Raw genomic sequence first — 26,414 nt, forward strand, 5'->3', positions numbered from 1 at the left:
CTTTTGCTGTCCGGCTGCTTTTTTCCTTTACATAGCTGGATTAATGATGATGTAGTTTTTATGGTTGACAACAGTTCGCTGTTCTAAGTCTAAATCGCGGTAGTTTGTCATGTAAGTCAAATCTACAATCACGGAGTTTTCATTTACTTTTTCGACAATGCCCTGTAAGCCATTTTTAAATTCTATCAAGTTTCCTACCTCTGCTATTTTCATGATTCATCGCTCCTTTGTTTTAAATTAGTTCATTATAAATTTTTTCAATAATTTTAATTTTAAAAATAGTAAAACTAGTTAGCGTTTTCTTTTTTACAATTTTGCCTTAAAACTGGGAATTAGTAAAGGGTTTTTTGAAAAAATATAAAATAAAATTGAAAAAACAAGTAAAATGTGCTGAGAAATAAAAGGAATTGATAGCTTTAACGAAAGAGAGAAGCAGGACAGTTCCATCTTTGTTCATCTTTCGTTATAATAAACGAGGTATAATCTTGTCATAAATTATAAGAATTAGAAGGTGTAGAAATTGAAAGATACTGGACTCGTGCTCGAAGGAGGCGGTATGAGAGGCCTTTATACAACTGGAGTTTTAGATTACTTTATGGAAAGAAATCTGTACCTTCCGTATGTAATTGGCGTTTCAGCCGGCGCTTGTCATGCCACTTCTTATTTATCTAGACAAATAGGAAGAAGTCGCAAAGCTAATTTAGATTTTTTAGAGGATCCTCGCTACTTGTCGTGGAAAAATTATTTTAAAACAAAAGAGATATTTGGAATGGATTTCGTTTTTGATGAAATTCCTAATCAGCTTCTTCCATTTGACTTTGAGGCATTTGCTGAGCGTACAGAGAAGCTTGTAGTAGGAGCAACGGACTGTGTGACGGGAGAACCCGTTTATTTTGATGAATATGACCGGGACATTTTGACAGCGGTTCGCGCTTCTAGTTCCCTTCCATTTTTAGCACCTGTCGTTACATATAAAGGAAAAGAGCTGTTAGACGGAGGAATTAGTGATCCGATTCCAATCAAAAAAGCAGTGCAGGATGGATATAGAAAAAATATTGTTGTGCTAACGCGAAACGAAGGATATCGAAAAAAGAAATCAAATATGCTTTGGTTATTGAAGCGCAAATATCGTCATTATGATGGGCTGACTCGTGCGCTTGAGAACCGCTATAAATTGTATAATGAAACATTGTCATATATTGAAGAACAGGAAAGACAGGGGAATATCTTTGTGATTCGTCCGCAAACCCCTCTTGTAGTAGGGAGAATTGAGAAGAATCGTGAGCGTCTCGACGCTCTTTACAACCAAGGATATAAAGAAGCAGAAGCTCAATTTGCATCTCTGCAAAATTGGCTGAACAGTTAAAAGCGAGGTGAAACTGAATGGATGAACAAACAGCAATAAACATGTTGAATGAGTTAAGTGAAGGAAAAGTAACCGAAATTAAAGTTAAAAAAGAAGACTTTCTTGCTTTTCGCCCTTTTTTAGTAAATCGCCCTGATTTCAAACATTTTCGTGGAATAGCTGGACGCGGTGGAGATTTCACCTATACGTATCTAGAAATTCCTAGGAGCTAAACGAAATGATGGCATTATTTGATTATGCCTTATATAATGAATGTATGAGCCTGTACAGTAGAGAATATACTGTTACAAGTGCTTGTGCGTTTATTTAGTAACGTACGGTAAGAACGAATAAACGTGTTTAGTTATAGGAGGGATATTATGGATGAGTTTCGAAAAAGTACAGCACCTTTTTATTTTGCAGATCATATATGGAAAGATAAAAATGGAATGACGACTTATGGGATGCTGTTAACGAACCGGCCCGAAGATGACGGGGACTATGACCTCCATTCGTTATTAGAAGAAGCATATGTAGATCATAAAAAAATTCTAATTACTACTGTTTACGACAACAGTGAACAGCAGTTGACCGGATACGTAATACATTTATCAGATGATCAAGACGTCTTTACGTTTATGGATGATACGGGTGCTAAGTTAGTGATTGATTTCTATGATGTTGTAGAAATTGAGATCGAAGATTAAAAAGAGCTGAATGTTGATTACAACATTCAGCTTTTTTGTGTAAAAGTAGATGAATTTAAATGTTTATCATAAGAATTATAAGGGAAAAACGAATGAAGAAATTTCTGATTAAACTGAAATAAATCGGGAAAATATACCTGCATTTTAGAAAAATTACCGTGATTATGACAAAAAACAAGGTACAATGTCATAATTGTGTTCCGAACGTAATTTTGTTCATCAAACTTAAAGAAATGTAATTGAATCGTTCGGTGAAACCCCTATATAGCTATGATAGAGTAATACCATACGAAATTTCAGGAGGTATTACCTATGAAACATAGTTATATGAAATCAATGGTAGTAGCTTGTTTAGCTACTCTTTCATTTATAGGTTTTAATGCAACAGCTACGGCTGCAACTAATTATAAAGTAGTCAAAGGCGATAGTCTTTGGAAGTTAGGTAAAAGATATAGTGTAACAATTGACGATATTAAAAAATTAAACAATCGTCAAGGAGATATGATTTATATTGGTGAAACATTAGCGATTCCGAGTAAGACAAAAGTGCTGGCTGCTGAAACAACGGAACCTTCAACGGCAGCACCGGCTAATACGGCTAAGCCAGAACCAAAACCAGAAGCCAAACCCGCAGAGCAGGCAACACCTGCAGTTTCAATCTCTGCAAGTGAAAAAGATTTATTAGCTCGCTTAGTAGAAGCTGAAGCAAAAGGCGAATCTTATGAAGGAAAAGTAGGGGTAGCAACAGTGGTGTTAAACCGTGTAGATTCTCCGAAGTTTCCAGATACGGTAACAGGAGTTATTAAACAAGTTGTCGGAAAAGCATACGCTTTTTCACCGGTCCAAAACGGATCAATTAACAAACCTGCTTCAGAAGATTCGAAAAAAGCAGTAGAGCAAGCATTGACTAGAAAAGATCGTTTAGACGATTCCATTTACTTTTATAATCCAAAAACAGCTACCGATAACTGGATTCGTTCACGTGCTGTAATTAAAACAATTGATCATCATGTATTTGCCAAATAAAAAAGAGCCGTTCTGGCTCTTTTTTTTTAGTCTAAAAAAATATCTCGTTCCAAACTGCCTTCAGAACCTGTTAAAACCAGACCAATATCGGTATCAGCTTCTAAGTTCTGAACGATGGTAAAAGGCACTTTATGTTGGTTAGCCGCTTGAATATAGGGGGAGAGGTATGAGTAAGACAAGGAGCCATTTAAAAACAAATGACCGTCTTTCAATTTTTTTAAAAGAGGCTTTATTTTTGCTGCATCCTTTTTCATGACTTGCCCTTTTTTTAGCGCAAGTTCAATATTCTCACGTAGAGCAGTTAAGAAATATCTTCTTTCGTCTCTTTTTGTTTCCTTTGCTCCGTACATTCCTCGTTCTAAGTATTCTTCTAGTTGATCAGACATTGCGTCACTTCCTTTCGTTATAAACTATAAACGATTATGGCTATAAGTAAAAGGGACAGGAAAAAAGGAAAATCACTGTGCTATATCACCTGTTTTTTTGCTGAGTACAAAGAAAAACAAAAAATGTGTTGAAATTTAGCCTGAAATATTGTTTAATGTAAATAGATAGGAAATCATATCGGTTTTTTATTAAAGGTTTGTAAGCGATTACAGATATACATACATAGCAGCGTTTGGGGAGACGCTCCTATGATTTTATGTTCAAAGCGCATTGTATAAAAAGGGGATTATATAGCTTTAGGGCATATACGGTCAAGCAAAGGGTCAGATAAATTAATAAAAAATCGTTATGTATTTTCATAAGAAGAACGGTCAACATTTTTGTTGAGCGTTCTTTTTATGCGTTCATATTATGTTTATTCCTCATTGCAGCAGACAGCAGATGCTGAAAATTGTAAAGGTCCATTCCTCGTTGCATCTCTCTTATTTTACATAAGTTACATGTAGTATGTTTCAAAGCCTTAAAAAATATATGTCTCTACGCTTGTTTAATCCTAACGAGGTGGTAGAAAAGGAATATTTTTTAAGAAATCACAAAAAAAGAGGCGATCGCCTATGCAAGAAGTAGGTGAATAACATATGTAATAAAGAGAATGAAATATAATTTGAGGAGGCATGTATCATGCAAGAATTTGATATTAATGACATAAGAAGACCATTCGGTGGTTTTGGAGGCTTTGGTCGTCCAGGATTCGGTTTCGGTCGCCCAGGTTTTGGTTTCGGTCGTCCTGGTTTTGGCTTCGGCCGTCCGGGGTTCGGCTTTGGCTTTGGTCGCCCTTGGGGTTGGGGTTTTGGAGCTCCATTTCTTGGAGGATTAGTTCTTGGAAGTGCATTAGGAGGTCCAGGTTATTACGGTTATCCAGCACCATATTATCCGCCGTACCCACCATATTATCCTTATTATTATTAAAACAATGAGCGCTGATAAAGCGCTCTTTTATTATGTTCAGTCCAAGATATATATAGAATGAATGCAAGACGTTACGTTTAGAAAATGATAACAGTTTTAAATAAGGAATGAACGCTTAAGCTAAAGAAGACAAGTTTTCCTTGCAACAATTGTTGATTTTGCTATAATAACTTCGGTGGCATTTTTGGTCACTGGGTGGGCGAGGGATAGATGAAAAGAAGGAAATTAGATTGAACGCATTATTTGAAAAGTTGTTTCGTTTAAACGACCACCAAACAACTGTTGGAAAAGAAAGCTTAGCTGGGGTCATTTCATTTCTTTCCATCGTGTATATTATTGCTGTTAATTCAACCATTTTGTCTGATGCTGGTATTCCGCTTGAAGCAGGAATATTCGCAACAGTAGCTTCGGCTTTTGTAGGCTGTGTTATTATGGCTTTTTGGGCAAACGCGCCTCTTATTCTGGTGCCAGGTATGGGGATTAATGCATTGTTTACGTATACGATGGTTCAATCAATGGGGTTATCTTGGCAAGAAGGGTTATTAGCAGTAGTAATATCCGGCTTTCTTTTTATAGCATTAGCTTTCTCACGACTGTCTGCCAAAATTGTCTCTTCGATTCCGCATTCGCTAAAAGAAGCGATAACAGTCGGTGTTGGCTTATTTTTAACATTTATCGGTTTGCAAAAAGGGAAGCTTGTAGTTCCAAGCGAAAACACTTTTGTAGCACTTGGAGACTTGTCAGATCCGTTTGTGATCAGTACGCTGTTGACGTTAATTATCACAATCGTACTGTTTATCCGAAATGTGAAAGGTAACTTTTTGTTAAGCATGATTGCTGGATCAGTCCTTGCCTTCTTACTTGGTGTAAGGAGCGGTGCAGAAAAAGGACAGTCCGCTGGGAGCGTGAACGACTTCTTTAGCAGCTTTGGTACATTGTCTTTTGGAGCTATTGGAGACGTTGCGTTTTGGGCAGCTGTCTTTTCATTAACAATGGTATTGATTTTTGAAAATATCGGTTTGCTGCATGGTCAGCTAGGTATGATGAATCAAGATAGCAAATTTCCCCGGGCCTTTCAAGCAACAGCCGCCTCAGCTTTGCTAAGCGGCGTGTTTGGAACAAGTCCAACGGTGTCTTCTGTAGAAGGAGCATCTGGTATTGCAGCTGGAGGGCGAACGGGTTTAACATCGCTGATTACAGGAGTTTTATTTTTAAGTTCACTTCTGTTTATTCCATTTATTAAGCTCGTTCCAGATAGTGCTATTGCACCTATTCTTATTGTTATTGGAGCATTGATGATTCAAAATATCAAAAACATCAATTTACAGGACTTAACAGAAGGTTTCCCTGCATTTTTAATTATTGCGCTTATTCCTCTTACGTACAGCATTGCTGATGGAATTGCATTTGGGTTCATTGCGTATCCACTGCTTAAATTATTCCTTGGTAAAATGCGTGAAGTATCGATGTTTATGTATGTAAGCGCGCTGTTGTTTTTCTTGAATTTTGTGCTGCATTATATTGCTTAAAATAGACAGCTGAGTACTTTTGCTCAGCTGTTTTTTGTATTTGCGGTAAAGAATCCTCTTTTTAGATATCATACTCCGTATTTCGTGTCCTTTGGCTAACTTTCGCTTCTAAAATGACGTTTCCTGCGTAAAGTAGTACAGAAGTCGGAGGGGGATATAAGGGGGAGAAAATGATGGGAATTAAATTAATTAAAATATCAGCCGTTTATTTTGGACTTGGCATCATATTGGGGTATTATATGTCAATTGTTCACAGCTACGCTTTGACACCTGTTCACGTGCACATCAATTTATTAGGATGGACGTCGCTTACGTTAGCGGGACTTATTTATTATTTGTTTCCTGCGTTTAGCGAAAGTAAATTAGCCAAACTGCACGTATGGTTGCATAATATAGGATTACCGGTCATGATGATTGGTTTATTTTTCATGATCGTACTAGAAAACCAAGCTTTTACACCCGTAGTGGCAGCAGGAGCAACACTTACGGCTATTGGCGTTTTAATTTTCGTATGTCACATCCTTAAAAATTTGAAATCTGAACGATAAACGAAGAAGGTCGTTGACGATGACTGCTAATTTCAAAAGGAAAAAGAACCAGCTATAGCGAATATACATGTAAACAAGGTGAAAGTGTGATTTACATAAAGGTGTGCTAGGCATCTTTATAAGGAGGGGTAAGCTGCAGGGAGTTCTAGCTCTTATAAAAGCCAATAAAAGGGCTGATTATAAGTTTCTTGCGGCGGAGATACTATGGGAGAACATCAACAATTAGTGCGTGTTAGGGAGCTAGCAAATGAAATTATTCGACTTCGTCTTCAAGACCGTACGACTTATGACGAATTAGAGTTGCAAAATAATGTAGAGTTGTTGTCTCGTTCTGTGGTTGACTTAGTAAACATTATGTTAGCCGAAGATGTGGATTCGTCTACGTCTTTAAAAGCTACAGTTTCTAAAATGAAAATGGTGTATAATAACATGCATCAAGCTGAGAAAAAAGATTATTTGCATTTCTAATTGCTAGGCTCCTTTTCGCCACAAACGAAATGGAGGTGTACGAGGCAGATGCTATCGTCACTAACGACTTCTGAAGCTATTGTAGCATCCGTTCTTGCACTGGTTGTCATTGCCGTTTCCATTATCTTTTTTGCCACTCTTATTATGGTTGTTGTTCGACGAGAAAGAATCAGCAGCTTGGTTAATCACGGAGAGCATGCAGATGGAAAGCAAAAAAGCTTAGGTGAATTTTTTCGTTCTTTACGGAAAAAATAACTACCGTTTTCTTATTAAATAGATAAAAGCGGTCAATTTAAACGTTGACCGCTTTTTTTAGATGGTTTGCTTATTTTTTTCTAAAACAATACCCGCTGCTTCACTAACAGATGACACAACAGCAGAGGCGTGGCGCTGCACAGCTTCAGGAGCTGTAGCCATAGCGAAACTGTTCGGCGTTAATTGAAACATAGGAATATCATTAAATGAATCCCCCACACATGCAATTTCCTCTGGTTTTAGCTGAAGATGATTTAATAAAATTTCAATGGCATTTCCTTTGCTGATATGTTTAGGCATAATATCCAAACACTGCTTGGCGGAAATATATGTATCAATATAATCACCAAACTCTTCGTTCACTTCTTTTTGCAGAGCTACCATTTCATCATGATCTCCAAGAACCGTGATTTTGGATGGAGAAAGAGCGTGACCAAATGAATCCGTCATTTCAATTTGTTCTTCGATAGGGAAAAACATGTGGGTTTCAATCGCTTCAATAATTTCATTTCGCTGCTCTACATAATTCGTGTCGTTTGAACAGACAAGCGTAATACGGTTAGGATCTATCGTTTTTTTATAAAGTTGAACCGCTAAATCATCTTTAAACACTTTTCCATGAAGTTCTTGATTTTCTTTGGTCCACACAAATCCTCCGTTTTGGCTAATGCGATGAAATGTATTATTAATATCAGTAGAAATCTTTAAAATTTCCGTATCCATTCGTCCAGAAGCAAGACAAACCTCTACTCCTTGGCGCTGAAGTTCACTAAGTGCGTCTGCATTATGCTGTTCTACGTATTTTTCTTCATGTAAAAGAGTGCCATCTAAGTCGCTTACAAATAATTTAATAATTGCTTTAAAATTCCTTTCCTTGAAAAATTTTCCGTGATAAGAGCGTTACAAATTTATTACATTTCTTATTCTATCAGTGTTTCCCAAGAAACTCATAAAAAAAGCTCAAACCGGCGGTGAATTTAAAGAGATTAAGACATAACTACATCAATTTTTTCCGCAGGAGTCTTCGCCTTGCCCTTCAAACAGCTAGAAACAGCTACATGAAATCAAGTTCACGATCACAATGAAAAAAATCCGAACGCAGTTGATTCTCAATTAAGAATCTGGATTTACCATTCGGATCTTTCTTCAGCTAAAATCCATTTGTCGCAGCCTTTTTTTCAGGTTTGTTCACTGTAAAAAAACAGCCACGGTCTAAAAGACCGCGGCCATATTTTACAATACGTTAAAATATTTCGCTTCAGGATGTGCAAAAACAAGGGCTGTAACAGAAGCTTCTGGTTCCATCATGAAACCGTCTGTTAACTGAATGCCGATGTCTTCAGGTTTAAGTAATTTAAACAGTTTTGCTTGGTCTTCAAGGTCTGGACATGCAGGATATCCGAATGAAAAACGCTGACCTTGGTATTTGGCTGAAAAACGCTCCGCCATTGTAAAGTCAGGCGAATCAGGGAATCCCCAGCGGTCACGAATTTGCTGATGAACACGTTCTGCTAATCCTTCAGCTAGTTCAAGCGCAAGAGCTTGGAACACGTGACTCTTTAAAAACTCGCCGTTTTCTTTGAATTTCGCCGCGCGTTCGCGAATGCCTGTTCCTGCTGTTACAGAGAAGAAACATACATAGTCCATCTCTTTTTCTTTAGGTTTTGCAAAATCAGATAAGCACAGGAACTGTCCTTTTGCTTGCCGAGGGAAGGTAAAGCGTTCAATTTCTGTTTTTTCATCAGCAGGATCATAAATAATTAAATCATTTCCGTCTGCTTGAGCAGGGAAGAACTGATAAATAACCGCTGGCTTAATTAAGTTTTCTTTTAGTGCCAGTTCGAGCAGGTCATCAACGGTTTCTTTTAATTGAACAGCGCGCTCGTCTTTTTCAGCAAGCAGTTTATTCACTTTTCCTTTTAGTCCTAAGTGATGGCCTAAAAGCATCTGCCAGTTAATATACGGAAGAACCTGTGCCAAATCGTAGTGTTTGACAACGTGCCGCTTTAAATCAGCCGGTACAAAAACAGGAGCGTCCGTTGAAATGGCGGATCTTTCTAAAACAGCGGTAGCTGCTTGAGCGGTTTGAGGCTGGCGTTCTCGAACCGTTACTTTCTTTTCTTGCCGCGTTTTTAAATCTGCTAAAAGCTGAATAACTTCTTCTTTGTTCTGCAGCTTATTTGCTAACGCTAATCCGTCCATCGCATCTTTGGCGTAGAGGACCGCACCTTCATATTCCGGGGCGATTTTAAAGTCAGTAAATTTACGGGAAAGGGCAGCGCCTCCTACCATAATTGGAACATCAATGCTTGATTGTGTTAAATCCTGGGCAGTCAAAACCATTTGCTGAGCTGACTTTACTAGAAGACCTGACAGGCCAATGATGTCTGGCTTTTCTTCTTTTACTGCTTCAATCAGCTGCTGGGGCGTTACTTTAATTCCTAAATCAATTACTTTAAAACCATTGTTGCTTAAAATGATGTCTACTAAGTTTTTACCGATATCGTGCACGTCGCCTTTAACCGTTGCAAGAATAACTTTGCCTTTTCCAGAATCATTTTCAGTTGCTTCCATATGAGGTTCTAAAAAGGCAACGGATGCTTTCATAACTTCCGCACTTTGAAGCACTTCTGCTACAATCAGCTGGTTGTCATTAAACAAACGTCCAACTTCCGCCATCCCCTTCATAAGCGGTCCGTTAATAATATCTAACGGATCATCATATTGAGCTAAAGCCTGTTCTAAATCAGGAAGCAATCCTTCTTTTGTACCTTCGACAATATACATTGCCAATCGTTCTTCGAGTGTTAACGTAGAAATTTCTACTTTTGCTTCTTTCTTTTTATCACGATAAAAGTCGGTAAACGTGCTTAACGTTTCATCAGTTGTGTTAAATAATAACGCATTAGCAAGCTCAATTTCAGCTTCTGGAATAGAAGCATAGCGCTCTAATTTTTCGGTATTAACAATGGCATAATCGAGTCCAGCCTGCGTACAGTGATAAAGGTAAACCGCATTTAGTACTTCACGTCCGACTGGAGGAAGACCGAATGACACGTTACTTACGCCAAGAATGGTCAGGCAATCAGGCAGGGCTTCTTTAATCATTTTAATTCCCTTAACTGTTTCTTCAGCAGAACCAATATATTGTTCATCACCAGTCCCTACAGGAAACACAAGAGGGTCAAAAATAATATCTTTTGGATTAAAGCCATGTTTTTCAACAAGCAGATCATGTGAGCGTTTAGCAATCTCTACTTTTCGTTCTGCAGTAACGGCCATGCCTGTTTCATCGATTGTACCGACAACCAGAGCTGCACCGAATTTTTTTACTAGCGGTAAGATTGCATCAAAACGCTCTTCACCGTCTTCTAAGTTAATGGAGTTAATAATGACCTTACCTTGTGAGTACGTTAAAGCTTTTTCAATAACTTTCTCGTCGGTTGAATCGATTACAAGAGGAACCTTCACTTTTTTTACAACTTCTTGAATAAATTCCTCCATGTCTTCCATTTCTTCACGGTCCGGATCCGCTAAGCAAATATCAATAACGTGAGCACCATTTTTAACTTGAGCACGCGCAATTTCAGATGCTTCTTCAATTTTTCCTTCCGCAATCAGACGCTTGAACTTGCGAGAACCGATTACATTCGTACGTTCTCCCACAAAAAGAGGGCGCATAGAATCGTCATATACAAGTGGTTCAATACCGGTTACAGCATGGTTATGCTCGGAGCGATCAAGCGAACGGGGCGCAACCTCTTTTACCGCTTCAGCCAGTGCTTTAATATGAGCAGGCGTTGTACCGCAGCATCCGCCTACAAAGTTCAGCCAGCCTTTATCAGCAAACCCTTTAATTTTTTGAGCAAGCAGCTCAGGGGATTCATGATAATTGCCTTCTTCATCCGGAAGTCCAGCGTTTGGATAACAGCTAACTGCTGAAGTGGCTAGGTCTGAAAGAGAGCGAATATGATCCGTCATAAATTCAGGGCCTGTCGCGCAGTTAAGTCCGACTGAAAGAGGCTTCATGTGTTCCAGTGATAAGTAAAAAGATTCGATATCTTGACCAGCGAGAGTTGTTCCCATCGGCTCAATTGTTCCTGAAATCATAATAGGAACTTCGATTTTTAGTTTTTCAAACGCCGCTGTAATGCCTAAAAATGCGGCTTTTACGTTCAGCATGTCTTGACAGGTTTCGACTAAAAGCAAGTCAACGCCGCCGTCTAACAAACCTCGAGCTTGCTCTTCGTACGATTCTACTAACTCAGGGAATGTAATACCTCCGGTAACAGAGAGAGTCTTAGTGGTAGGACCGATAGCTCCAGCTACGAACCTAGGCCATTCGGGAGTTGAATATTTATCGCGGGCTGCACAAGCAAGCTTCACAGCTTCGATATTCAATTCATAAGCCAAGTGACCTAAATCGTATTCATCAAGTACGGTAGATGTTGAGCCAAACGTATTGGTTTCAATGATGTCAGCACCTGCTGCAAAGTACTCTTCATGAATGCGCTGAATCACATGAGGCGCTGTTCGAGTCAAATATTCGTTGCAGCCTTCATATTCTTCGCCGCCAAAATCTTCAGCGGTTAAATCAGCATCTTGAATCATCGTTCCCATTGCTCCATCGATGACGAGTATTCGCTTCTTTAGTTGTTGTTCGATAAGTGAGCTCATTTATATCTTCCTTTCTGATGTAACAAGTTGCTTGTCATGAATATAGCGTGTTAGAATTTCGGTCATTTCATAGCGCATAAACGGCGTAATTAAGTAAATACCGTCAAATAACTCATATGCTGTATCAATTAAGTTTTTTGCAATCGCAAGACCTTCGACTTCACCGCGGATTCGGTCATTTCCCGTTGCATCCATGCGTTCTAGAATATCTTCTGATAATTTAATTCCAGGTACTTCATGGTGAATAAATCGAGCATTTCTTGCGCTTGTTAACGGCATGATACCGATATATACCGGTGTTGTTAAATGTTTGGTTGCTTCATATACCTCTTCAATTTGCTTAGTTGAATAGAGAGGCTGAGTAATGAAATAGTGAGCCCCGCAGTCGATTTTCTTTTCCAAACGCTGAACGGCTCGGTCTAAGTGACGCACGTTTGGGTTAAAGGCAGCTGCAATGGAAAAATTGGTTTTTTGACCAAGTGGTTTGCCGGAATAAGATAGTCCTTCATTAAACTGAGCGATTAAACTAATCAAGTCAAATGAAGATAAATCGTAGACCGAAGTGGCGCCAGGGAAATCGCCAACTTTTGACGGATCACCGGTAATTGCAAGTACTTGATTCATTCCTAGCGTATGAAGTCCCATTAAATGAGATTGAAGTCCAATTAAATTTCGGTCGCGACAGGTAATATGAATAAGCGGTCGTGCTTTTGTTTCTTGCTGCATCAGTGTTGCCATTGCCAAGTTGCTGATGCGAGGTGAGGCAAGAGAATTATCAGCTAATGTAATAGCATCTACGCCGACTTTATCAAGTGCTTTTGCGCCTTCTAAAAATTTCGTGGGACCAAGCTGTTTAGGGGGATCTAGCTCGACGATAACCGAGCGGCGCTTCTTCACAATTTCATGCATATGAGGTTTATCCTGCTGCTCACGCTCTTGAACCGTAACGGCAGGTCTCATTTTAACGACTTTGCTTGTAATCGGAGGCAGGTCTTTTAAGGCAGATGACATTGCGCGTACGTGAGCTGGTGTTGTACCGCAGCATCCTCCAATTAAGCGAACCCCTTGTTCGCGGAATAAACGCGCGCTTTCTACAAAGTAGTCTTCATTTGTTTCATATTCCAGCTTTCCTTCCACATACGCCGGAAGGCTGGCATTAGGATAAGCAGATAAGAAAGCACGATCAGGAAGCGGTACTTCTTCAAGAGACTGAATCATATGATAAGGACCTAAACGGCAGTTTAGCCCGACAACATCTGCTCCCAGCGCCTCTAATTCTTTTAATGCATCTGCTAAAGGACGGCCATCTTGCAGTACGCCAATATCATGCAGGGAAACGTGGGTAATAATAGGCTTATCCGTTTCTTTTCTTGCCAGTGTAAGAACGGTTTTTAATTCTTCGAAGTCATAGTATGTTTCAAACAAAAGGCCATCCACGCCTTCATTTAAAAGCCAAAACATTTGTTCACGAATGCTTCGCTTAACCTCTTCTAAACTAATAGCGTTTTTTTGGAAAGAACGAATTCCGCCGAGTGTACCAACCACGTAAGCCTGATCTTTTGCAGCTTGTTTCGCTAATTTTACACCAGCAACATTGATGTCTTTGACTGAATCTTCTAATCCATAACGGGCAAGTTTTTGATAATTAGCAGCGTACGTATTTGTTTGAATAACGTTTGCACCAGCTTCTACATAGGCTCTGTGAATACGAGAAACCTCTTCTGGTTTGGTGATGTTTAGTTCTTCAAAACAGCTGTCGATACCGTGTGAGTAAAGGAGGGTACCAGTGGCACCATCCCCAATTAAAATTTTAGACTTTAAATCTTCAAGTAACCCCATGTCAAAACCTCCTTAAATTGTTCCGCTTCTATTTCACGAGTGATTCGTTTTATGCAATATGCCGATAAAATAGAAAAAGTCTTCTTAAGAAGAAGACTTTTTTCGCCTTCTTATCTTCCAAGCAATAAATTGCTTGCTGGATTTAGCACCATGTCTCTAACGACTGGTTGCTGAGGTTTCAAAGGGCCAGTCCCTCCACCTCTCATGATAAGAATCAATTGTATATAATTGAAACATATTTTTTTAAATAGAAAGAATACTTATTTAATAATTTATCTGATTTTTAGAAATTATACAACATTAAATTGTGAATTTCCAGCAAATATTGAGGAAAATTTAAAAGCTAAAGGGAAAATATCCGTATATTTTGTTTGGAAACGACTGTTATGTTAGGGGTTAAGGAGTTTTTTGTGAGAAATACAAAAAGAAAATGAAAAAAATAAACGAAAAGGCACAAGCGCTGGGATATGCGTAGATTTCCACGTAAAAAGGCTCGTCTTTTTTTTATCGTTTCTACATATAGTGAACTATGAAGGGTAGAAGGGTGATGGGCATGAAAAGGTGGAAACTCACGCTGCAGGTTGCTGCTACGTATGTAGGCACCGTTGTAGGAGCCGGTTTTGCAACAGGCAAGGAAATCGTTCAATTTTTTACACAGTACGGGGAACTTGGAATGGTCGGAATTTTGGTCAGCGGCTTGTTTTTTATTTGGCTAGGTTCAAAAATGATGCTGCTTTCGCACGCAATTGGGGCTTCTTCTTATCAGCAGCTTAATACATATTTATTTGGTGATGTGCTTGGAAAAGCGGTAAACGGTGTAATGATTGTCATTTTATTTGGAGTAACTTCAGTCATGCTAGCGAGTACGGGGGCAATAGGAAAAGAACAGTTCGGGCTGTGGCCTCCTGTTGGGATGATTTTTACAATTGTTTTAACTTATATATTTATCGCAAAAGGAATTAACGGTATTTTAATGGTTAATTCTCTTGTTGTGCCGATGATGCTTTCATTTGCTTTTATCATCTTTATGCCGAATATCAGCTATTTCTCACTGATTCAAACGAAGCCGGATTTAACGCTCGTCACGCAGTGGAAGTGGGCGGTTAGTCCCTTTTTATATATTTCCCTGAATCTAGCTTTGGCTCAGGCCGTTTTGGTTCCATTAGGAAGCTCGGTGAAAGATAGGAGCGTGATTAAAAAAGGGGCCGTAATAGGAGGATGTGTACTTACGTTTATGCTTGTTTCTACTCATCTTGCCCTTTCCAATTTGCCTTATTCATTTCAACTTGATATTCCGATGAGTGCGGTTGTTAAAAATATCTCAGTGTGGGTGAATGTTTTATTTACGGTAGTTGTGTTGGGCGAGATTTTTACTACATTGATTGGAAATGTATTTGGCATCGCTAAGCAGCTTCAGTCATTTCTTCCCCTCAATGACAAACAAGCTTTTGCATTTATTATCTTGGCTTGCTTTATTATTGGGCAATTCGGATATGCCCAGCTTCTTGAATTTTTGTATCCCATATTTGGCTATATTGGACTAGCTTTTGTATGGATGCTATGTATTAAAAAAGAAAAAATAAGCTAAAAGCTGGATTTTAAAGAATAGATGTGAAAAAACGAAGTTAAATGATGTGACAAGTCGATTTTACTTTGCTATAATGTAAAACAAATAAGACTATAGCAGTCGAATATATTATTATCCTTCGGGGTCGGGTGTAAGTCCCAACCGGCGGTGATAAAGCGTATGCTTTTAAGCCCGTGACCCGTTTTCATACGATGTATGTTAGCGGTGGATCTAGTTAAAGTCTAGAGCCGACAGTAAAAGTCTGGATGGGAGAAGGATCAGGAAGCACAGTTGTTTTTTTGTGTTGAATTAATAAGGGGCACGCTTGCCTTTTTTAAAGCTACCCTTGTTTTTGTACACAAAATATAACTGTTTATTTCGTATACAATTAGCGGAATTTTGCATAGATAAAACTGATTCAGCTCAGCCGACCCCTTGGACATTTGTTCAAGGGGTTTTTTATTTTCAGTGGTTGGGGGAAAGATAAATATGAAAAAAAAGCAGCTGCTATTTCAAAACGGTATAAGAAATGGGAATAGCGCCAAAGCAGGTGAAGAAAATGTTCACAGGTATCATTGAAGAAATTGGAAAAATAAAACGTATTCAAAAGGCCACAGAAGCAATTGTTCTTACGATTGATGCGAAGACCGTGTTAGAAGATGTGAACTTAGGGGACAGTATTTCAGTTAACGGCGTTTGTTTAACCGTAACGGCTTACTCTCAAAATGAATTTACGGTCGATGTCATGCCGGAGACGATTAAAGCAAGTACCCTTCAGCTTCTAACCGTTGGAGCACGTGTTAACTTAGAGCGGGCGATGGCTGCAAATGGCCGGTTTGGAGGGCATTTCGTTAGCGGACACGTTGATGGAATTGGAACCATTGTAAGCAAAACACGTAAAGGAAATGCCTTTTATTATGAAATTCAAGTCGATCCTGAACTTCGTGAATTTATGATGTTAAAAGGATCTGTTTCCGTAGACGGAACAAGTCTTACTATTTTTGATGTCAGCAACCAATCATTTACTATTTCTCTTATTCCTCACACGGTGCTTCACACAGTCGTTGGAGACAAACAGCGAGGAGACAAGGTGAATATTGAATGCGATATGTTAGCTAAATATATGCATCAGATGATGACAAATAAGTCAACTCCTGGCGCCTCGAATCGTTCAGGTAACATGAAGGATTTATTGCAGCAGCATGGTTTTACAAATTAACAGTGAGGTGAAAGAGATGTTTCATAAAGTAGAAGAAGCCATTGAAGAGTTAAAAAAGGGAAAAGTGGTTATTGTATGCGATGATGAAGATCGAGAAAACGAAGGAGATTTTATTGCATTAGCCGAAAAAACGACGCCTGAGGTTATTAACTTTATGGCTACTCATGGAAGAGGATTAATTTGTACACCTGTTAATGAAGAAATTGCGCATAAATTGAATCTTCACCCGATGGTAGCGAACAATACGGATGCACATGGCACAGCATTTACAGTAAGTATTGATCATATTTCAAGTACAACAGGTATCAGTGCATATGAACGCTCTGCTACCGTTATGGCTCTTGTAAATGAAGCGACGGTAGCAAGTGATTTTCAACGCCCAGGACATATTTTCCCATTGATTGCAAAAGACGGGGGCGTTCTGCAGCGTGCAGGTCATACAGAGGCTGCTGTTGATTTAGCAGTATTAGCAGGAGGAAAGCCTGCGGGTGTTATTTGTGAAATTATGAATGAAGATGGAACAATGGCACGTGTACCGGATTTAACAAAAATTGCAGAGCAATTTGATTTAAAAATGATTACAATAAAAGATTTGATTGCCTACCGCCGCAAACATGATCAGCTTATTAGCCGTGAAGTAGAAGTGAGCTTACCTACGGCATTTGGTGAGTTTAAAGCTGTAGGATATACAAATAAACTTGATAATAAAGAACATGTGGCTCTTATCAAAGGTGATATTGATCATAATAGCCCCGTTCTCGTTCGCGTTCACTCTGAGTGTTTGACTGGAGATGTGTTTGGTTCTGAACGCTGCGACTGCGGTCCTCAGCTTCACGCAGCTCTTACGCAAATTGAAGAAGAAGGACGCGGCATTCTGTTGTATATGCGTCAAGAGGGCAGAGGTATTGGCTTACTAAATAAGCTAAGAGCATATAAGCTGCAGGAAGAAGGATACGATACCGTAGAAGCGAATGAAAAACTCGGGTTTGCTGCAGATTTACGAGAGTATGGAATCGGTGCTCAAATCTTAAAAGACCTTGGAGTCAAACAAATGAAGCTTTTAACGAATAACCCTCGTAAAATTACTGGGCTAAAAGGCTACGACCTTGAAGTGATCGAGCGAGTGCCTCTTCAAATGCCGGCAGTGGATGCCAATAAAAAATACTTAGATACAAAAGCTAAAAAATTAGGTCATTTATTACATTTATAATTTTACACTTTTTTTCGTTATAACAAATGAAGCTAATTCATGAAAAGAAATGTAAATAACTATATATTAATACTAGCAGGAGGAACAAAAGATGAATCATTTATATGAAGGAAATTTAGTAGGCACAGGATTAAAAATCGGAATCGTGGTAGGGCGTTTTAATGAATTTATTACAGGCCGTTTACTTAGTGGAGCAGAAGATGCACTCAAACGTCACGGCGTAGCTGATGAAGATGTAGACGTGGCTTGGGTGCCGGGCGCTTATGAAATCCCATTAATCGCCAAAAAATTAGCTGAATCTAAAAAATATGATGCAGTGATCACGCTAGGAACCGTTATTCGAGGAGCTACTCCACACTTTGATTTTGTATGTAATGAAGTAGCAAAAGGCGTTGCATCTCAAAGCTTACAAACAGGCGTGCCAATTATCTTTGGTGTATTAACAACTGAAACAATTGAGCAAGCAATTGAACGTGCAGGAACAAAAGCAGGAAATAAAGGATGGGAAGCTGCAGCATCAGCTATCGAAATGGCTAACCTTTCAAAAATGATTGAAGGATAATAGATACCATTCCAGTTTTTATAAGCTGAAGAGTTAAAAGAGGCTGAAACAAAAGTATGTTAGTTGAAGGAAGATCCGAACGATGAATCGTTCGGATTTTTTTATTGGTAGGGTGAACGCAGGTTTCAGGTATGTAGTGGCTTCTACCTGTAGATTAAAAGGTCAGGCGAAGACTCCTGCGGGAAAAGCGGGAGAAGTGTGACCCCCCAGAAGCGTAAGCGACGAGGAGGCTCAGCGGCCGCCCGCGGAAAGCGAAGTCTTGCACGGAAATCAACTGCAGTGTAGAAAGCGATCTATACTGTCTCATGTATCCCGTTTGTTCGCCTTTAGATTGGATTGATGTAGTTATATCTCAAGCTTTTTTGAATAGAAGCTAGCTATGTATAATTTAGCTAAAACGTCTTACTCTAAGTAATAATTAGGTCGTAAAAGGGAGACGTCTATGCCTCATTATACTGCTTTTTTTGCATTGATTATTATCAGCACAGCCGTTTTGCTTACAGTATTCATACGTAAAAAAGATAAAAAGCTAGTCGTTTTGCTCTTTTTTATCATTGGAATGGCTTATGTACTAGAGTATGTTGTATTTGTGGTGTTTGAAAGTTACGATTACGATCCTGATTTTATGACCCATGAATATTTTGATAATTTGTTCGGATCCTTAACTTCTCAAGCGTTTGCTTTTCCAATCATGGCTATGGTGGTAGCTGCTTATCAATTGAAATTTCGCTATATTTTAATCATTTCAGCTATGTTTATGGGGATTGAAGAATTATTTTTACACTGGGATATTTATACACATCACTGGTGGAAAACAGTTTATACAGGCGCTTTAATGACTATAGGCTTTAGTATTTCAAAGATTTGGTATGTATGGCTAACAGAACGGTATATGACATTTGTGCATTACGCTACATTTTTTCTCGGAATGCTCGCCATTACTTCTACTATTATGTTTATGCTGTTAGCATATTTTCATAATAATTGGTTTTATACGGGATGGTTTGCGTCGGCTACTCATGATTCCGTAAATGCCACGATGATTTACGTTTGTATTGTTACGATTCTCCTCGTTTGGAGTGTAGCCAAAGAATTTTTTATTGGGGCTGGGATGATTATAGCGGGGCTGCGTATAGTAGATATTTTGCTGATTCACTATGGGGTGTTGCTGGTATCTGTTACCACTTCACTTGTTCTTTTTACGCTTTTACAAGCGGGTGTATTCATTCTGAGCGTTATGCTTCAAAACTTTATTATGAAAAATTGTTATGGGACGAGCAAAAAAGACGTTGCGTTTCCAGCGAAGAACTACTAAGATAATACGTAACTCAAATAGTTTAGTTCAATAATATTTGAAACAAAGAAAAATGAATTGACGGTTATGCGTATTATTTGTAAGATAGGAAAGCAAATAATAGAAAGCCGAAACAGGGGAGTGAAGGATTCGTGAAAGAGTCCTTTTTTGTAGAAAAGGTACTTAATAATAATGTATTAATTGCTAAACACCTTACCTATGATGAAGTTGTGCTAATTGGGAAAGGAATAGGGTTCAATAAGAAAAAAGGCGATGAAATCGATGCAAAAGCCGTGGAGAAAATGTTTTTGTTAAAGAGTGAAGAAGAGCAAGAACAGTACAAGCAGCTTTTAGCGCAAGTGGATGAAGACGTGATTGAAATGATGAATGATATTGTAACGCACATTCAAAAGCGTGTTAACATTCCTTTGAATGAGCATATACACATTTCATTGACGGACCACATCGCGTTTGCGATAAAACGTTTTCAGCAGGGAATGGGGCTTAAAAATCCATTTTTACTTGAAACCAAAGCTTTATATCCAGAGGAATATACGATCGCATCTGAAGTGGTAGAAATTATTAGTCGCAAAATAGGCGTGCAGCTTCCAGTAGGAGAGATTGGTTTTATTGCGCTTCATATCCACAGTGCGCTGACTGAAAAAAACCTGCTGGAAGTGAATCAAGACTCGCAGCTTATTCAAACGATTATTAATGTGATTGAAGAATCGCTTCATCTGCAGGTAGACAAAGAATCTGTGCACTATATGAGATTGATTCGTCATTTGCATTTTGCGATTGATCGAGTAAAAACAGGAGAAAAAATAGAAGAGCCAAAAAAAATTGCTTTGCTATTGAAAGAAGAATATCCCCTGTGTTACAATGTGTCTTGGAAAGTGATAAAAGTAATGCAGCAAGCGTTACATTTACCTGTGTATGAAGCAGAAGCAGTTTACTTAACGATGCATCTGCAGCGACTTATAACAAAAACGGATTTATAAAATCATTTCAATACGTGTTACTGATACGATCAGGCATGAGTGAGAAATGAAGCGATGTGTAATTGGATGAGTGTATCCATTTATCGTTTCTTTTTCCTCATGCCTTTTTTTGTTATAAGAAAGCGCAATCATTTAAAGCTTAGGCTTCAGGACACTAGGAGATGTAAGGAGTTTTCCAGTTAAAGAAAGCGTTTTATGAAAGCGCGTTAATGATTCACGTATCAAATAAATAGCTTGTTGCACACTAAATATATAAAAGGAGGTAAGCGCCATGTTTAAAAAACTTTTTGGAGTATTACAAAAAGTCGGAAAAGCGCTTATGTTACCGGTTGCGATTTTACCGGCAGCAGGGATTTTACTTGGAGTAGGGACAGCGCTTCAAAACCCTACATTGTTGGATGCAGTACCGGCACTTGGTGCAGACTGGGTTCAATTGGTTTCAAATGTTTTGTCACAAGCGGGTCAAATTGTATTTGACAACTTGTCGCTATTGTTTGCCGTTGGTGTTGCCGTTGGTTTAGCTGGTGGTGACGGTGTAGCAGGTATTGCTGCAATCGTAGGTTACTTAATTATGAACAAAACGATGAGCACAATCTTAGTTGCTACAGGACAACTAGATCCTGACAAAATGGGTGCCAATCCAGCTTACACTAGCATCTTAGGAATTCCTACGTTAGCTACAGGTGTATTCGGGGGTATCATAGTAGGTATTTTAGCTTCATCCATGTATAATCGTTATTTCAATATTGAATTACCATCTTATTTAGGGTTCTTTGCGGGAAAACGATTTGTACCAATCATTACTGGGGTATTTTCAATTGTTTTAGGTGTTATTATGATTTTCATTTGGCCGCCAATTCAAAGCGGATTAAATGCTTTCTCTACTAACATGATTGATGCAAACCCAACCTTATCAGCTTTTGTATTTGGATTGATTGAACGTTCATTAATTCCATTTGGACTTCATCACATATTCTACTCTCCGTTCTGGTTTGAATTTGGTGATTACGTTAATAAAGCAGGTCAACATATTCACGGTGACCAAAAGATTTTCTTTGCTCAATTAGCAGATGGCGTGCCTTTAACAGCAGGAACATTCCAAGTTGGTAAATTCCCGTTCATGATGTTCGGATTACCAGCAGCAGCTCTTGCAATTTATCACGAAGCTCGTCCTGAAAACAAAAAATATGTAGCTGGTATCATGGGTTCAGCTGCTTTAACATCTTTCTTAACGGGTATTACAGAGCCGCTTGAGTTCTCATTCTTATTCGTAGCACCAGTACTATTTGCAATTCACGCAGTATTTGCTGGTTTATCATTTATGGTTATGCAATTATTAAATGTTAAAATCGGTATGACATTCTCAGGTGGGGTTATCGATTACGTTCTATTTGGAGTTATGCAAAACCGTACAGCATGGTGGCTAGTTATTCCAGTAGGCTTAGTTCTAGCAGTTATTTACTACTTCGGTTTCCGCTTTGCAATCCGTAAATTTAACTTGAAAACACCGGGTCGTGAAGATAAAGAAGAAGGAGAAGAAGATGTAAAAGTAGAAGCAGCAGAGCTTCCAACAAATGTTTTAGCTGCACTTGGCGGTAAAGAAAACATTACACATTTAGATGCTTGTATTACGCGTTTGCGTGTATCAGTAGATGACGTAGGTAATGTTGATAAAAACCGCTTGAAAAAACTTGGAGCAGCTGGTGTTCTTGAAGTTGGTAACAATATTCAAGCTATTTTCGGTCCGAAATCTGACACGTTAAAAGGTCAAATTCAAGACATTATGAATGGCAAAACACCGGTTGTCACAAAAGAAGAGACAAAAACAATTGAAAAACCTGTTGCAACATCTGAAGTAGGAAGCGATAATGGTAATGATATTGTTTCACCGATTGAGGGAGAATTGGTACCTTTATCGGAAGTACCAGATCAGGTATTTTCACAAAAATTAATGGGTGACGGTTTTGCGATTATTCCGAAAACAGGCACAGTAGTTGCACCAGTGGACGGAAAAATAGTAAACTTATTCCCGACGAAACATGCTTTAGGTATTGAATCAACGACTGGACGTGAAATTTTAATTCACGTTGGTATTGATACAGTTAATTTAAAAGGCGAAGGTTTTGAAGCTTTAGTTGCCCAAGGCGATGAAGTGAAAAAAGGACAGCCTCTATTGAAAATTGATTTAGACTTTGTAAAAGAAAATGCGCCATCGACGATTACGCCGATCATTTTCACGAATTTACAAGCTGATGAAAAAATTGATATCTTAAAGCAGGGCCAAGTTTCTCAACAAGAAGCAAATATTATTAACATTTCAAAGTAAAAAGGAGATTGATTTAACATGGCACAAAAAACATTTACAGTAACAGCAGACTCAGGAATTCATGCACGTCCAGCAACAACTTTAGTACAAGCAGCAAGCAAATTTGATTCTGATATCAACTTAGAATTCAACGGTAAAACTGTAAACTTAAAATCAATCATGGGCGTTATGTCTTTAGGTATTCAAAAAGGCGCTACAATCACTATCTCTGCAGAAGGTTCTGACGAAGCAGATGCACTTGCTGCTCTTGAAGATACAATGAGCAAAGAAGGATTAGGCGAATAATGACAAAGGAAATTCAAGGCATTGCCGCTTCTAGCGGCATTGCTATTGCTAAAGCATTTCGTCTAGAAAATCCAGAATTAACCGTTGAAAAAAAATCAGTAACTGAAGTTGAAGCAGAAGTAGCACGTCTAGAAGCTGCGCTAGAAAAGTCAAAATCAGAACTTGAAATTATTAGAGAGCACGCTCGTAAAGAACTTGGAGATGACAAAGCAGAAATCTTTGAAGCTCACTTATTAGTTCTAAGTGATCCTGAACTTATTAATCCAATTAAAGATAAAATTACAAATGAAAATGTAAACGCTGAACATGCACTTGATGAAGTAGCGGCAATGTTCATTAATATGTTTGAGTCAATGGACAACGAATATATGAAAGAACGTGCTGCTGATATCCGTGATGTAACAAAACGTGTATTAGCTCATCTTTTAGGTGTAAACGTTTCAAATCCAAGCTTAATCTCAGAAGAAGTTGTCATTATCGCAGAAGATTTAACGCCGTCTGATACAGCACAGTTAAATCGTAAGTTCGTAAAAGGATTTACAACAGATATTGGCGGACGTACTTCTCACTCAGCAATTATGGCGCGTTCCATGGAGATCCCAGCTGTTGTAGGTACAAAAACAGTTATGGAAGACATTCAAAACGGCGTATTAGTAATTGTTGATGGTTTAGATGGCGAAGTTATCGTTGATCCAAGCGAAGAAACAGTAAAAGCTTACGAGAAAAAAGCCGCTGAGTATGCAGAACAAAAAGCTGAGTGGGCTAAGCTTGTAAATGAAAAAACGGTTTCAGCTGATGATCATCACGTTGAACTTGCAGCTAACATTGGTACACCAGAAGATGTAAAAGGCGTATTAGAAAACGGCGGCGAAGGCGTTGGCCTTTATCGTACAGAATTCTTATATATGGGCCGCGAAGATCTTCCGACGGAAGAAGAGCAGTTTACTTCTTATAAAACAGTTCTTGAACGTATGGAAGGTAAACCAGTGGTTGTTCGTACTCTTGATATTGGTGGAGACAAAGAGCTTCCTTACTTAAATTTACCAAAAGAAATGAACCCATTCTTAGGATTCCGTGCCATTCGCTTATGTCTAGAGATGCAAGACATGTTCCGTACACAGCTTCGTGCGCTTCTACGTGCAAGCGTATACGGTAATCTGAAAATTATGTTTCCTATGATTGCTACTGTTGATGAGTTCCGTCAAGCAAAAGCTATTCTTTTAGAAGAAAAAGCTAAACTTCAACAAGAAGGCGTACAAGTTTCGGAAGACATCGAAGTAGGGATGATGGTAGAGATTCCTTCCTCAGCGGTAATCGCAGATTTATTTGCTAAAGAAGTAGATTTCTTCTCTATCGGAACAAATGATTTAATTCAATACACGCTTGCTGCTGACCGCATGAATGAGCGCGTGTCTTATTTATATCAACCGTATAACCCAGCGATTCTTCGCTTGGTGAATATGGTAATCAAAGCGGCTCACAAAGAAGGTAAGTGGGTAGGCATGTGTGGAGAGATGGCAGGAGATGAGATTGCAATTCCAATTCTTTTAGGTTTAGGCTTAGATGAATTCTCAATGAGTGCAACATCTATTCTGAAAGCTCGTTCTCAAATCCGTCAATTATCAAAAGCTGATATCGAACCTCATTTAGATACAATTCTATCAATGTCTTCTACGGAAGAAGTTATTGAGTTTGTAAAATCAACTTTTCATATTGGATAATAAAAAGGTGTGATCATATATGATCACACCTTTTTTATCTTTTAAGCGAAAATAGTAGGCAGAAGCATATTCGCAAACAGCATTGTAAGAAGTGCTGCTACGATCATGCCAAGGCTAGAAAAAGTACCTTCAATTTTTCCAAATTCAAAAGCTCTTGCTGTACCTGTCCCATGAGAAGCTACTCCTAAAAGAAGACCTCTTGCTAGAGAAGAGTGCAGTGCGAGGAGCTTAATCAGTTTTGGAGCGACCATACATCCTACTACACCGGTTATAATCACAAACATAATGGTAATATTCGGATCTCCTCCTAGCGTCTGAGATACATTAACAGCAATAGGAATCGTAACCGATCTTGGAATCAAGCTATGAACCAGCGTTGATTGTAAATGAAACACTAATGCTAACAGCATGGAAGATATCATGGCAGCAAACGTGCCAAGCCCTACGCTTAAGCTGATTTCAACACGGTGTTTTTTGAGCAAATCAAAATACTTAAACATAGGAACAGCAAAAGCAACGGTTGCTGGTCCAAGCATAAAGCTAATAGCACTGGCACCTTGCTTATAATGATCATAAGAGCCATTCGTCACTAATAAGATGCCAATTAAAAGAATGGGGGCTAGTAAAATAGGGGAAACTAGCATAGACTTATATTTTTTATAGAGCACTTTTGTACCGACATAAACGAGCAGTGTAAGCGGAAGAGCAATCCATGTGAGTAATGTCATTTTAGCGAACCTTCCTTTCTTCTTGAAATATGTTCTGCAATGATTCCCGTTACAGACATCACAATAATCGTACTGATTGTGATAATAATCACAATCTGGATTCCGAAATGCATCAATACATCTCCATAATTGATGAGTCCAACGACGGCTGGTATGAAAAATAGTAATAGTTCTCCCACTAACAGTGTTCCACCTTGTTCAACCCAGCTTAATTTAATTACTTTAAAGTACAGTAAGAAAAACAGTAAGAAAAATCCGATGATACTACCTGGCACTGGGAGGTCAAACCATTGTGAAATACTTTCTCCTATTAAAAACAGAGCCGTTAGTAATAAAATCTGTAAAATCACCATAATCAGTTTCATGATTAGCCTCCTTTATTTATGTTTTTATTCATTCATTTCTAGTTTGTTGAGACAATAATGGAGTCGTCTATGCTGAAAAGACGACTCCATCATGGGAAAAGAGAAACTATTTGGATTTTGCAAATGGGGATACAACTTCAGTAAATGAATGCTACACACTTATCTTACAAAAAATCGACTATAATATGAAATATATAATAACTATGATAACTATTCTTTTTAGTTATAGTTGAAAGAAATCTCTTTACAAATGCGTTGGTAACCTTTTCAAAAAAGAATTTGTGAAATATAAGGTCTAATTATTTAATAAAAGAGATGGAGACATGCCTAAATCAATTCAATTTAAAGACGAACCAATCGGATAAATGATTTAGTATGAATGACTT

Annotated in this window: 25 protein-coding genes and 2 riboswitches; of the genes, 18 read left to right on the forward strand and 7 right to left on the reverse strand. The window is 38.5% G+C overall.

Going from position 1 to position 26,414, the window contains the following annotated elements; genetic code table 11:
• Nucleotides 1-27 precede the first annotated feature (27 nt).
• Nucleotides 28-213: a YkvS family protein gene (locus OK414_RS06270; protein WP_013082245.1), complete on the reverse strand. Its 186-nt coding sequence runs from the start codon at nt 211-213 to the stop codon at nt 28-30.
• 307 nt (nt 214-520) lie between these two features.
• Here OK414_RS06270 and OK414_RS06275 point away from each other — a divergent pair, with 307 nt between their 5' ends.
• From OK414_RS06275 to OK414_RS06290, 4 genes are all read left to right on the forward strand, one after another.
• The gene (locus OK414_RS06275; RefSeq protein ID WP_013055989.1) at nt 521-1,366 is read left to right on the forward strand and encodes a patatin family protein; all 846 of its coding nucleotides are present in this window, start codon (nt 521-523) and stop codon (nt 1,364-1,366) included.
• Nucleotides 1,367-1,383: 17 nt separating this feature from the next.
• Nucleotides 1,384-1,578, forward strand: a complete 195-nt coding sequence (locus OK414_RS06280; protein WP_013055990.1) for a hypothetical protein — start codon at nt 1,384-1,386, stop codon at nt 1,576-1,578.
• A gap of 147 nt (nt 1,579-1,725) precedes the next feature.
• The gene (locus OK414_RS06285) at nt 1,726-2,052 is read left to right on the forward strand and encodes a hypothetical protein (protein ID WP_013082248.1); all 327 of its coding nucleotides are present in this window, start codon (nt 1,726-1,728) and stop codon (nt 2,050-2,052) included.
• 312 nt (nt 2,053-2,364) lie between these two features.
• Nucleotides 2,365-3,078: a cell wall hydrolase gene (locus tag OK414_RS06290; RefSeq protein ID WP_034653514.1), complete on the forward strand. Its 714-nt coding sequence runs from the start codon at nt 2,365-2,367 to the stop codon at nt 3,076-3,078.
• Nucleotides 3,079-3,104: 26 nt separating this feature from the next.
• On the opposite strand, the gene OK414_RS06295 is transcribed toward OK414_RS06290, so the two are convergent.
• A complete protein-coding gene (locus OK414_RS06295) occupies nt 3,105-3,464 on the reverse strand; it encodes a YueI family protein (protein ID WP_016763402.1) in 360 nt (119 codons plus the stop codon).
• Between the two features lie 682 nt (nt 3,465-4,146).
• Between OK414_RS06295 and OK414_RS06300 the strand changes: the two genes are divergently transcribed.
• From OK414_RS06300 to OK414_RS06320, 5 genes are all read left to right on the forward strand, one after another.
• Nucleotides 4,147-4,434, forward strand: coding sequence for a hypothetical protein (locus OK414_RS06300; protein WP_013055995.1), 288 nt, complete (start codon nt 4,147-4,149; stop codon nt 4,432-4,434).
• Nucleotides 4,435-4,664: 230 nt separating this feature from the next.
• Nucleotides 4,665-5,963 carry an NCS2 family permease gene (locus tag OK414_RS06305; protein WP_013055996.1) on the forward strand — a complete coding sequence of 433 codons (1,299 nt, stop codon included), beginning with the start codon at nt 4,665-4,667 and terminating at the stop codon, nt 5,961-5,963.
• Nucleotides 5,964-6,136: 173 nt separating this feature from the next.
• Nucleotides 6,137-6,511 carry a hypothetical protein gene (locus OK414_RS06310; RefSeq protein WP_016763404.1) on the forward strand — a complete coding sequence of 125 codons (375 nt, stop codon included), beginning with the start codon at nt 6,137-6,139 and terminating at the stop codon, nt 6,509-6,511.
• Between the two features lie 204 nt (nt 6,512-6,715).
• Nucleotides 6,716-6,979, forward strand: a complete 264-nt coding sequence (locus OK414_RS06315; protein WP_216874147.1) for a hypothetical protein — start codon at nt 6,716-6,718, stop codon at nt 6,977-6,979.
• 48 nt (nt 6,980-7,027) lie between these two features.
• Entirely contained in the window at nt 7,028-7,234 is a 207-nt protein-coding gene (locus OK414_RS06320; RefSeq protein WP_013055999.1) for a hypothetical protein, read from the forward strand.
• A gap of 57 nt (nt 7,235-7,291) precedes the next feature.
• Here the strand turns inward: OK414_RS06320 and OK414_RS06325 are convergent, their stop codons facing one another.
• From OK414_RS06325 to OK414_RS06335, 3 genes are all read right to left on the reverse strand, one after another.
• Nucleotides 7,292-8,089: an HAD family hydrolase gene (locus OK414_RS06325; RefSeq protein ID WP_264363532.1), complete on the reverse strand. Its 798-nt coding sequence runs from the start codon at nt 8,087-8,089 to the stop codon at nt 7,292-7,294.
• Nucleotides 8,090-8,467: 378 nt separating this feature from the next.
• Nucleotides 8,468-11,911 (reverse strand): methionine synthase, encoded by a 3,444-nt coding sequence (metH, locus tag OK414_RS06330; protein WP_016763407.1) that lies wholly within the window; start codon nt 11,909-11,911, stop codon nt 8,468-8,470.
• Nucleotides 11,912-13,750, reverse strand: a complete 1,839-nt coding sequence (locus OK414_RS06335) for a bifunctional homocysteine S-methyltransferase/methylenetetrahydrofolate reductase (protein WP_013082256.1) — start codon at nt 13,748-13,750, stop codon at nt 11,912-11,914.
• 107 nt (nt 13,751-13,857) lie between these two features.
• A riboswitch (SAM riboswitch) is annotated at nt 13,858-13,964 on the reverse strand.
• Between the two features lie 339 nt (nt 13,965-14,303).
• On the opposite strand from OK414_RS06335, the gene OK414_RS06340 reads away from it, so the two are divergent.
• The 9 genes from OK414_RS06340 (at nt 14,304) to ptsP (ending at nt 24,935) form a co-directional block, all read left to right on the forward strand.
• Nucleotides 14,304-15,338 carry an amino acid/polyamine transporter II gene (locus OK414_RS06340; protein ID WP_263045433.1) on the forward strand — a complete coding sequence of 345 codons (1,035 nt, stop codon included), beginning with the start codon at nt 14,304-14,306 and terminating at the stop codon, nt 15,336-15,338.
• Nucleotides 15,339-15,448: 110 nt separating this feature from the next.
• Nucleotides 15,449-15,599: riboswitch (FMN riboswitch) on the forward strand.
• A gap of 277 nt (nt 15,600-15,876) precedes the next feature.
• Entirely contained in the window at nt 15,877-16,536 is a 660-nt protein-coding gene (gene ribE / locus OK414_RS06345) for a riboflavin synthase (protein WP_095379841.1), read from the forward strand.
• Nucleotides 16,537-16,552: 16 nt separating this feature from the next.
• Complete coding sequence (locus tag OK414_RS06350; protein ID WP_034655260.1) at nt 16,553-17,746, forward strand: bifunctional 3,4-dihydroxy-2-butanone-4-phosphate synthase/GTP cyclohydrolase II; 1,194 nt, start codon at nt 16,553-16,555, stop codon at nt 17,744-17,746.
• Nucleotides 17,747-17,837: 91 nt separating this feature from the next.
• A complete protein-coding gene (gene ribE / locus OK414_RS06355) occupies nt 17,838-18,308 on the forward strand; it encodes a 6,7-dimethyl-8-ribityllumazine synthase (RefSeq protein WP_013056007.1) in 471 nt (156 codons plus the stop codon).
• 442 nt (nt 18,309-18,750) lie between these two features.
• Nucleotides 18,751-19,623, forward strand: coding sequence for a hypothetical protein (locus OK414_RS06360; protein ID WP_034653504.1), 873 nt, complete (start codon nt 18,751-18,753; stop codon nt 19,621-19,623).
• A gap of 131 nt (nt 19,624-19,754) precedes the next feature.
• Nucleotides 19,755-20,603, forward strand: a complete 849-nt coding sequence (gene glcT / locus OK414_RS06365; RefSeq protein WP_013056009.1) for a glucose PTS transporter transcription antiterminator GlcT — start codon at nt 19,755-19,757, stop codon at nt 20,601-20,603.
• A gap of 271 nt (nt 20,604-20,874) precedes the next feature.
• The gene (gene ptsG, locus OK414_RS06370) at nt 20,875-22,929 is read left to right on the forward strand and encodes a glucose-specific PTS transporter subunit IIBC (RefSeq protein WP_013056010.1); all 2,055 of its coding nucleotides are present in this window, start codon (nt 20,875-20,877) and stop codon (nt 22,927-22,929) included.
• Between the two features lie 18 nt (nt 22,930-22,947).
• Nucleotides 22,948-23,214, forward strand: coding sequence for a phosphocarrier protein HPr (locus OK414_RS06375; protein WP_013056011.1), 267 nt, complete (start codon nt 22,948-22,950; stop codon nt 23,212-23,214).
• Nucleotides 23,214-24,935 (forward strand): phosphoenolpyruvate--protein phosphotransferase, encoded by a 1,722-nt coding sequence (ptsP, locus tag OK414_RS06380; protein WP_013082261.1) that lies wholly within the window; start codon nt 23,214-23,216, stop codon nt 24,933-24,935. The genes OK414_RS06375 and ptsP overlap by 1 nt, the downstream gene beginning before the upstream one ends.
• Nucleotides 24,936-24,976: 41 nt before the next feature.
• Here the strand turns inward: ptsP and OK414_RS06385 are convergent, their stop codons facing one another.
• Nucleotides 24,977-25,663, reverse strand: coding sequence for an LrgB family protein (locus OK414_RS06385; RefSeq protein ID WP_013056013.1), 687 nt, complete (start codon nt 25,661-25,663; stop codon nt 24,977-24,979).
• Complete coding sequence (locus OK414_RS06390; RefSeq protein ID WP_014461029.1) at nt 25,660-26,028, reverse strand: CidA/LrgA family holin-like protein; 369 nt, start codon at nt 26,026-26,028, stop codon at nt 25,660-25,662. The genes OK414_RS06385 and OK414_RS06390 overlap by 4 nt, the downstream gene beginning before the upstream one ends.
• Nucleotides 26,029-26,414 lie beyond the last annotated feature (386 nt).

The sequence above is a fragment of the Priestia sp. JV24 genome (assembly GCF_025910025.1).
GTDB classification, from domain to species: Bacteria; Bacillota; Bacilli; order Bacillales; family Bacillaceae_H; genus Priestia; species Priestia megaterium.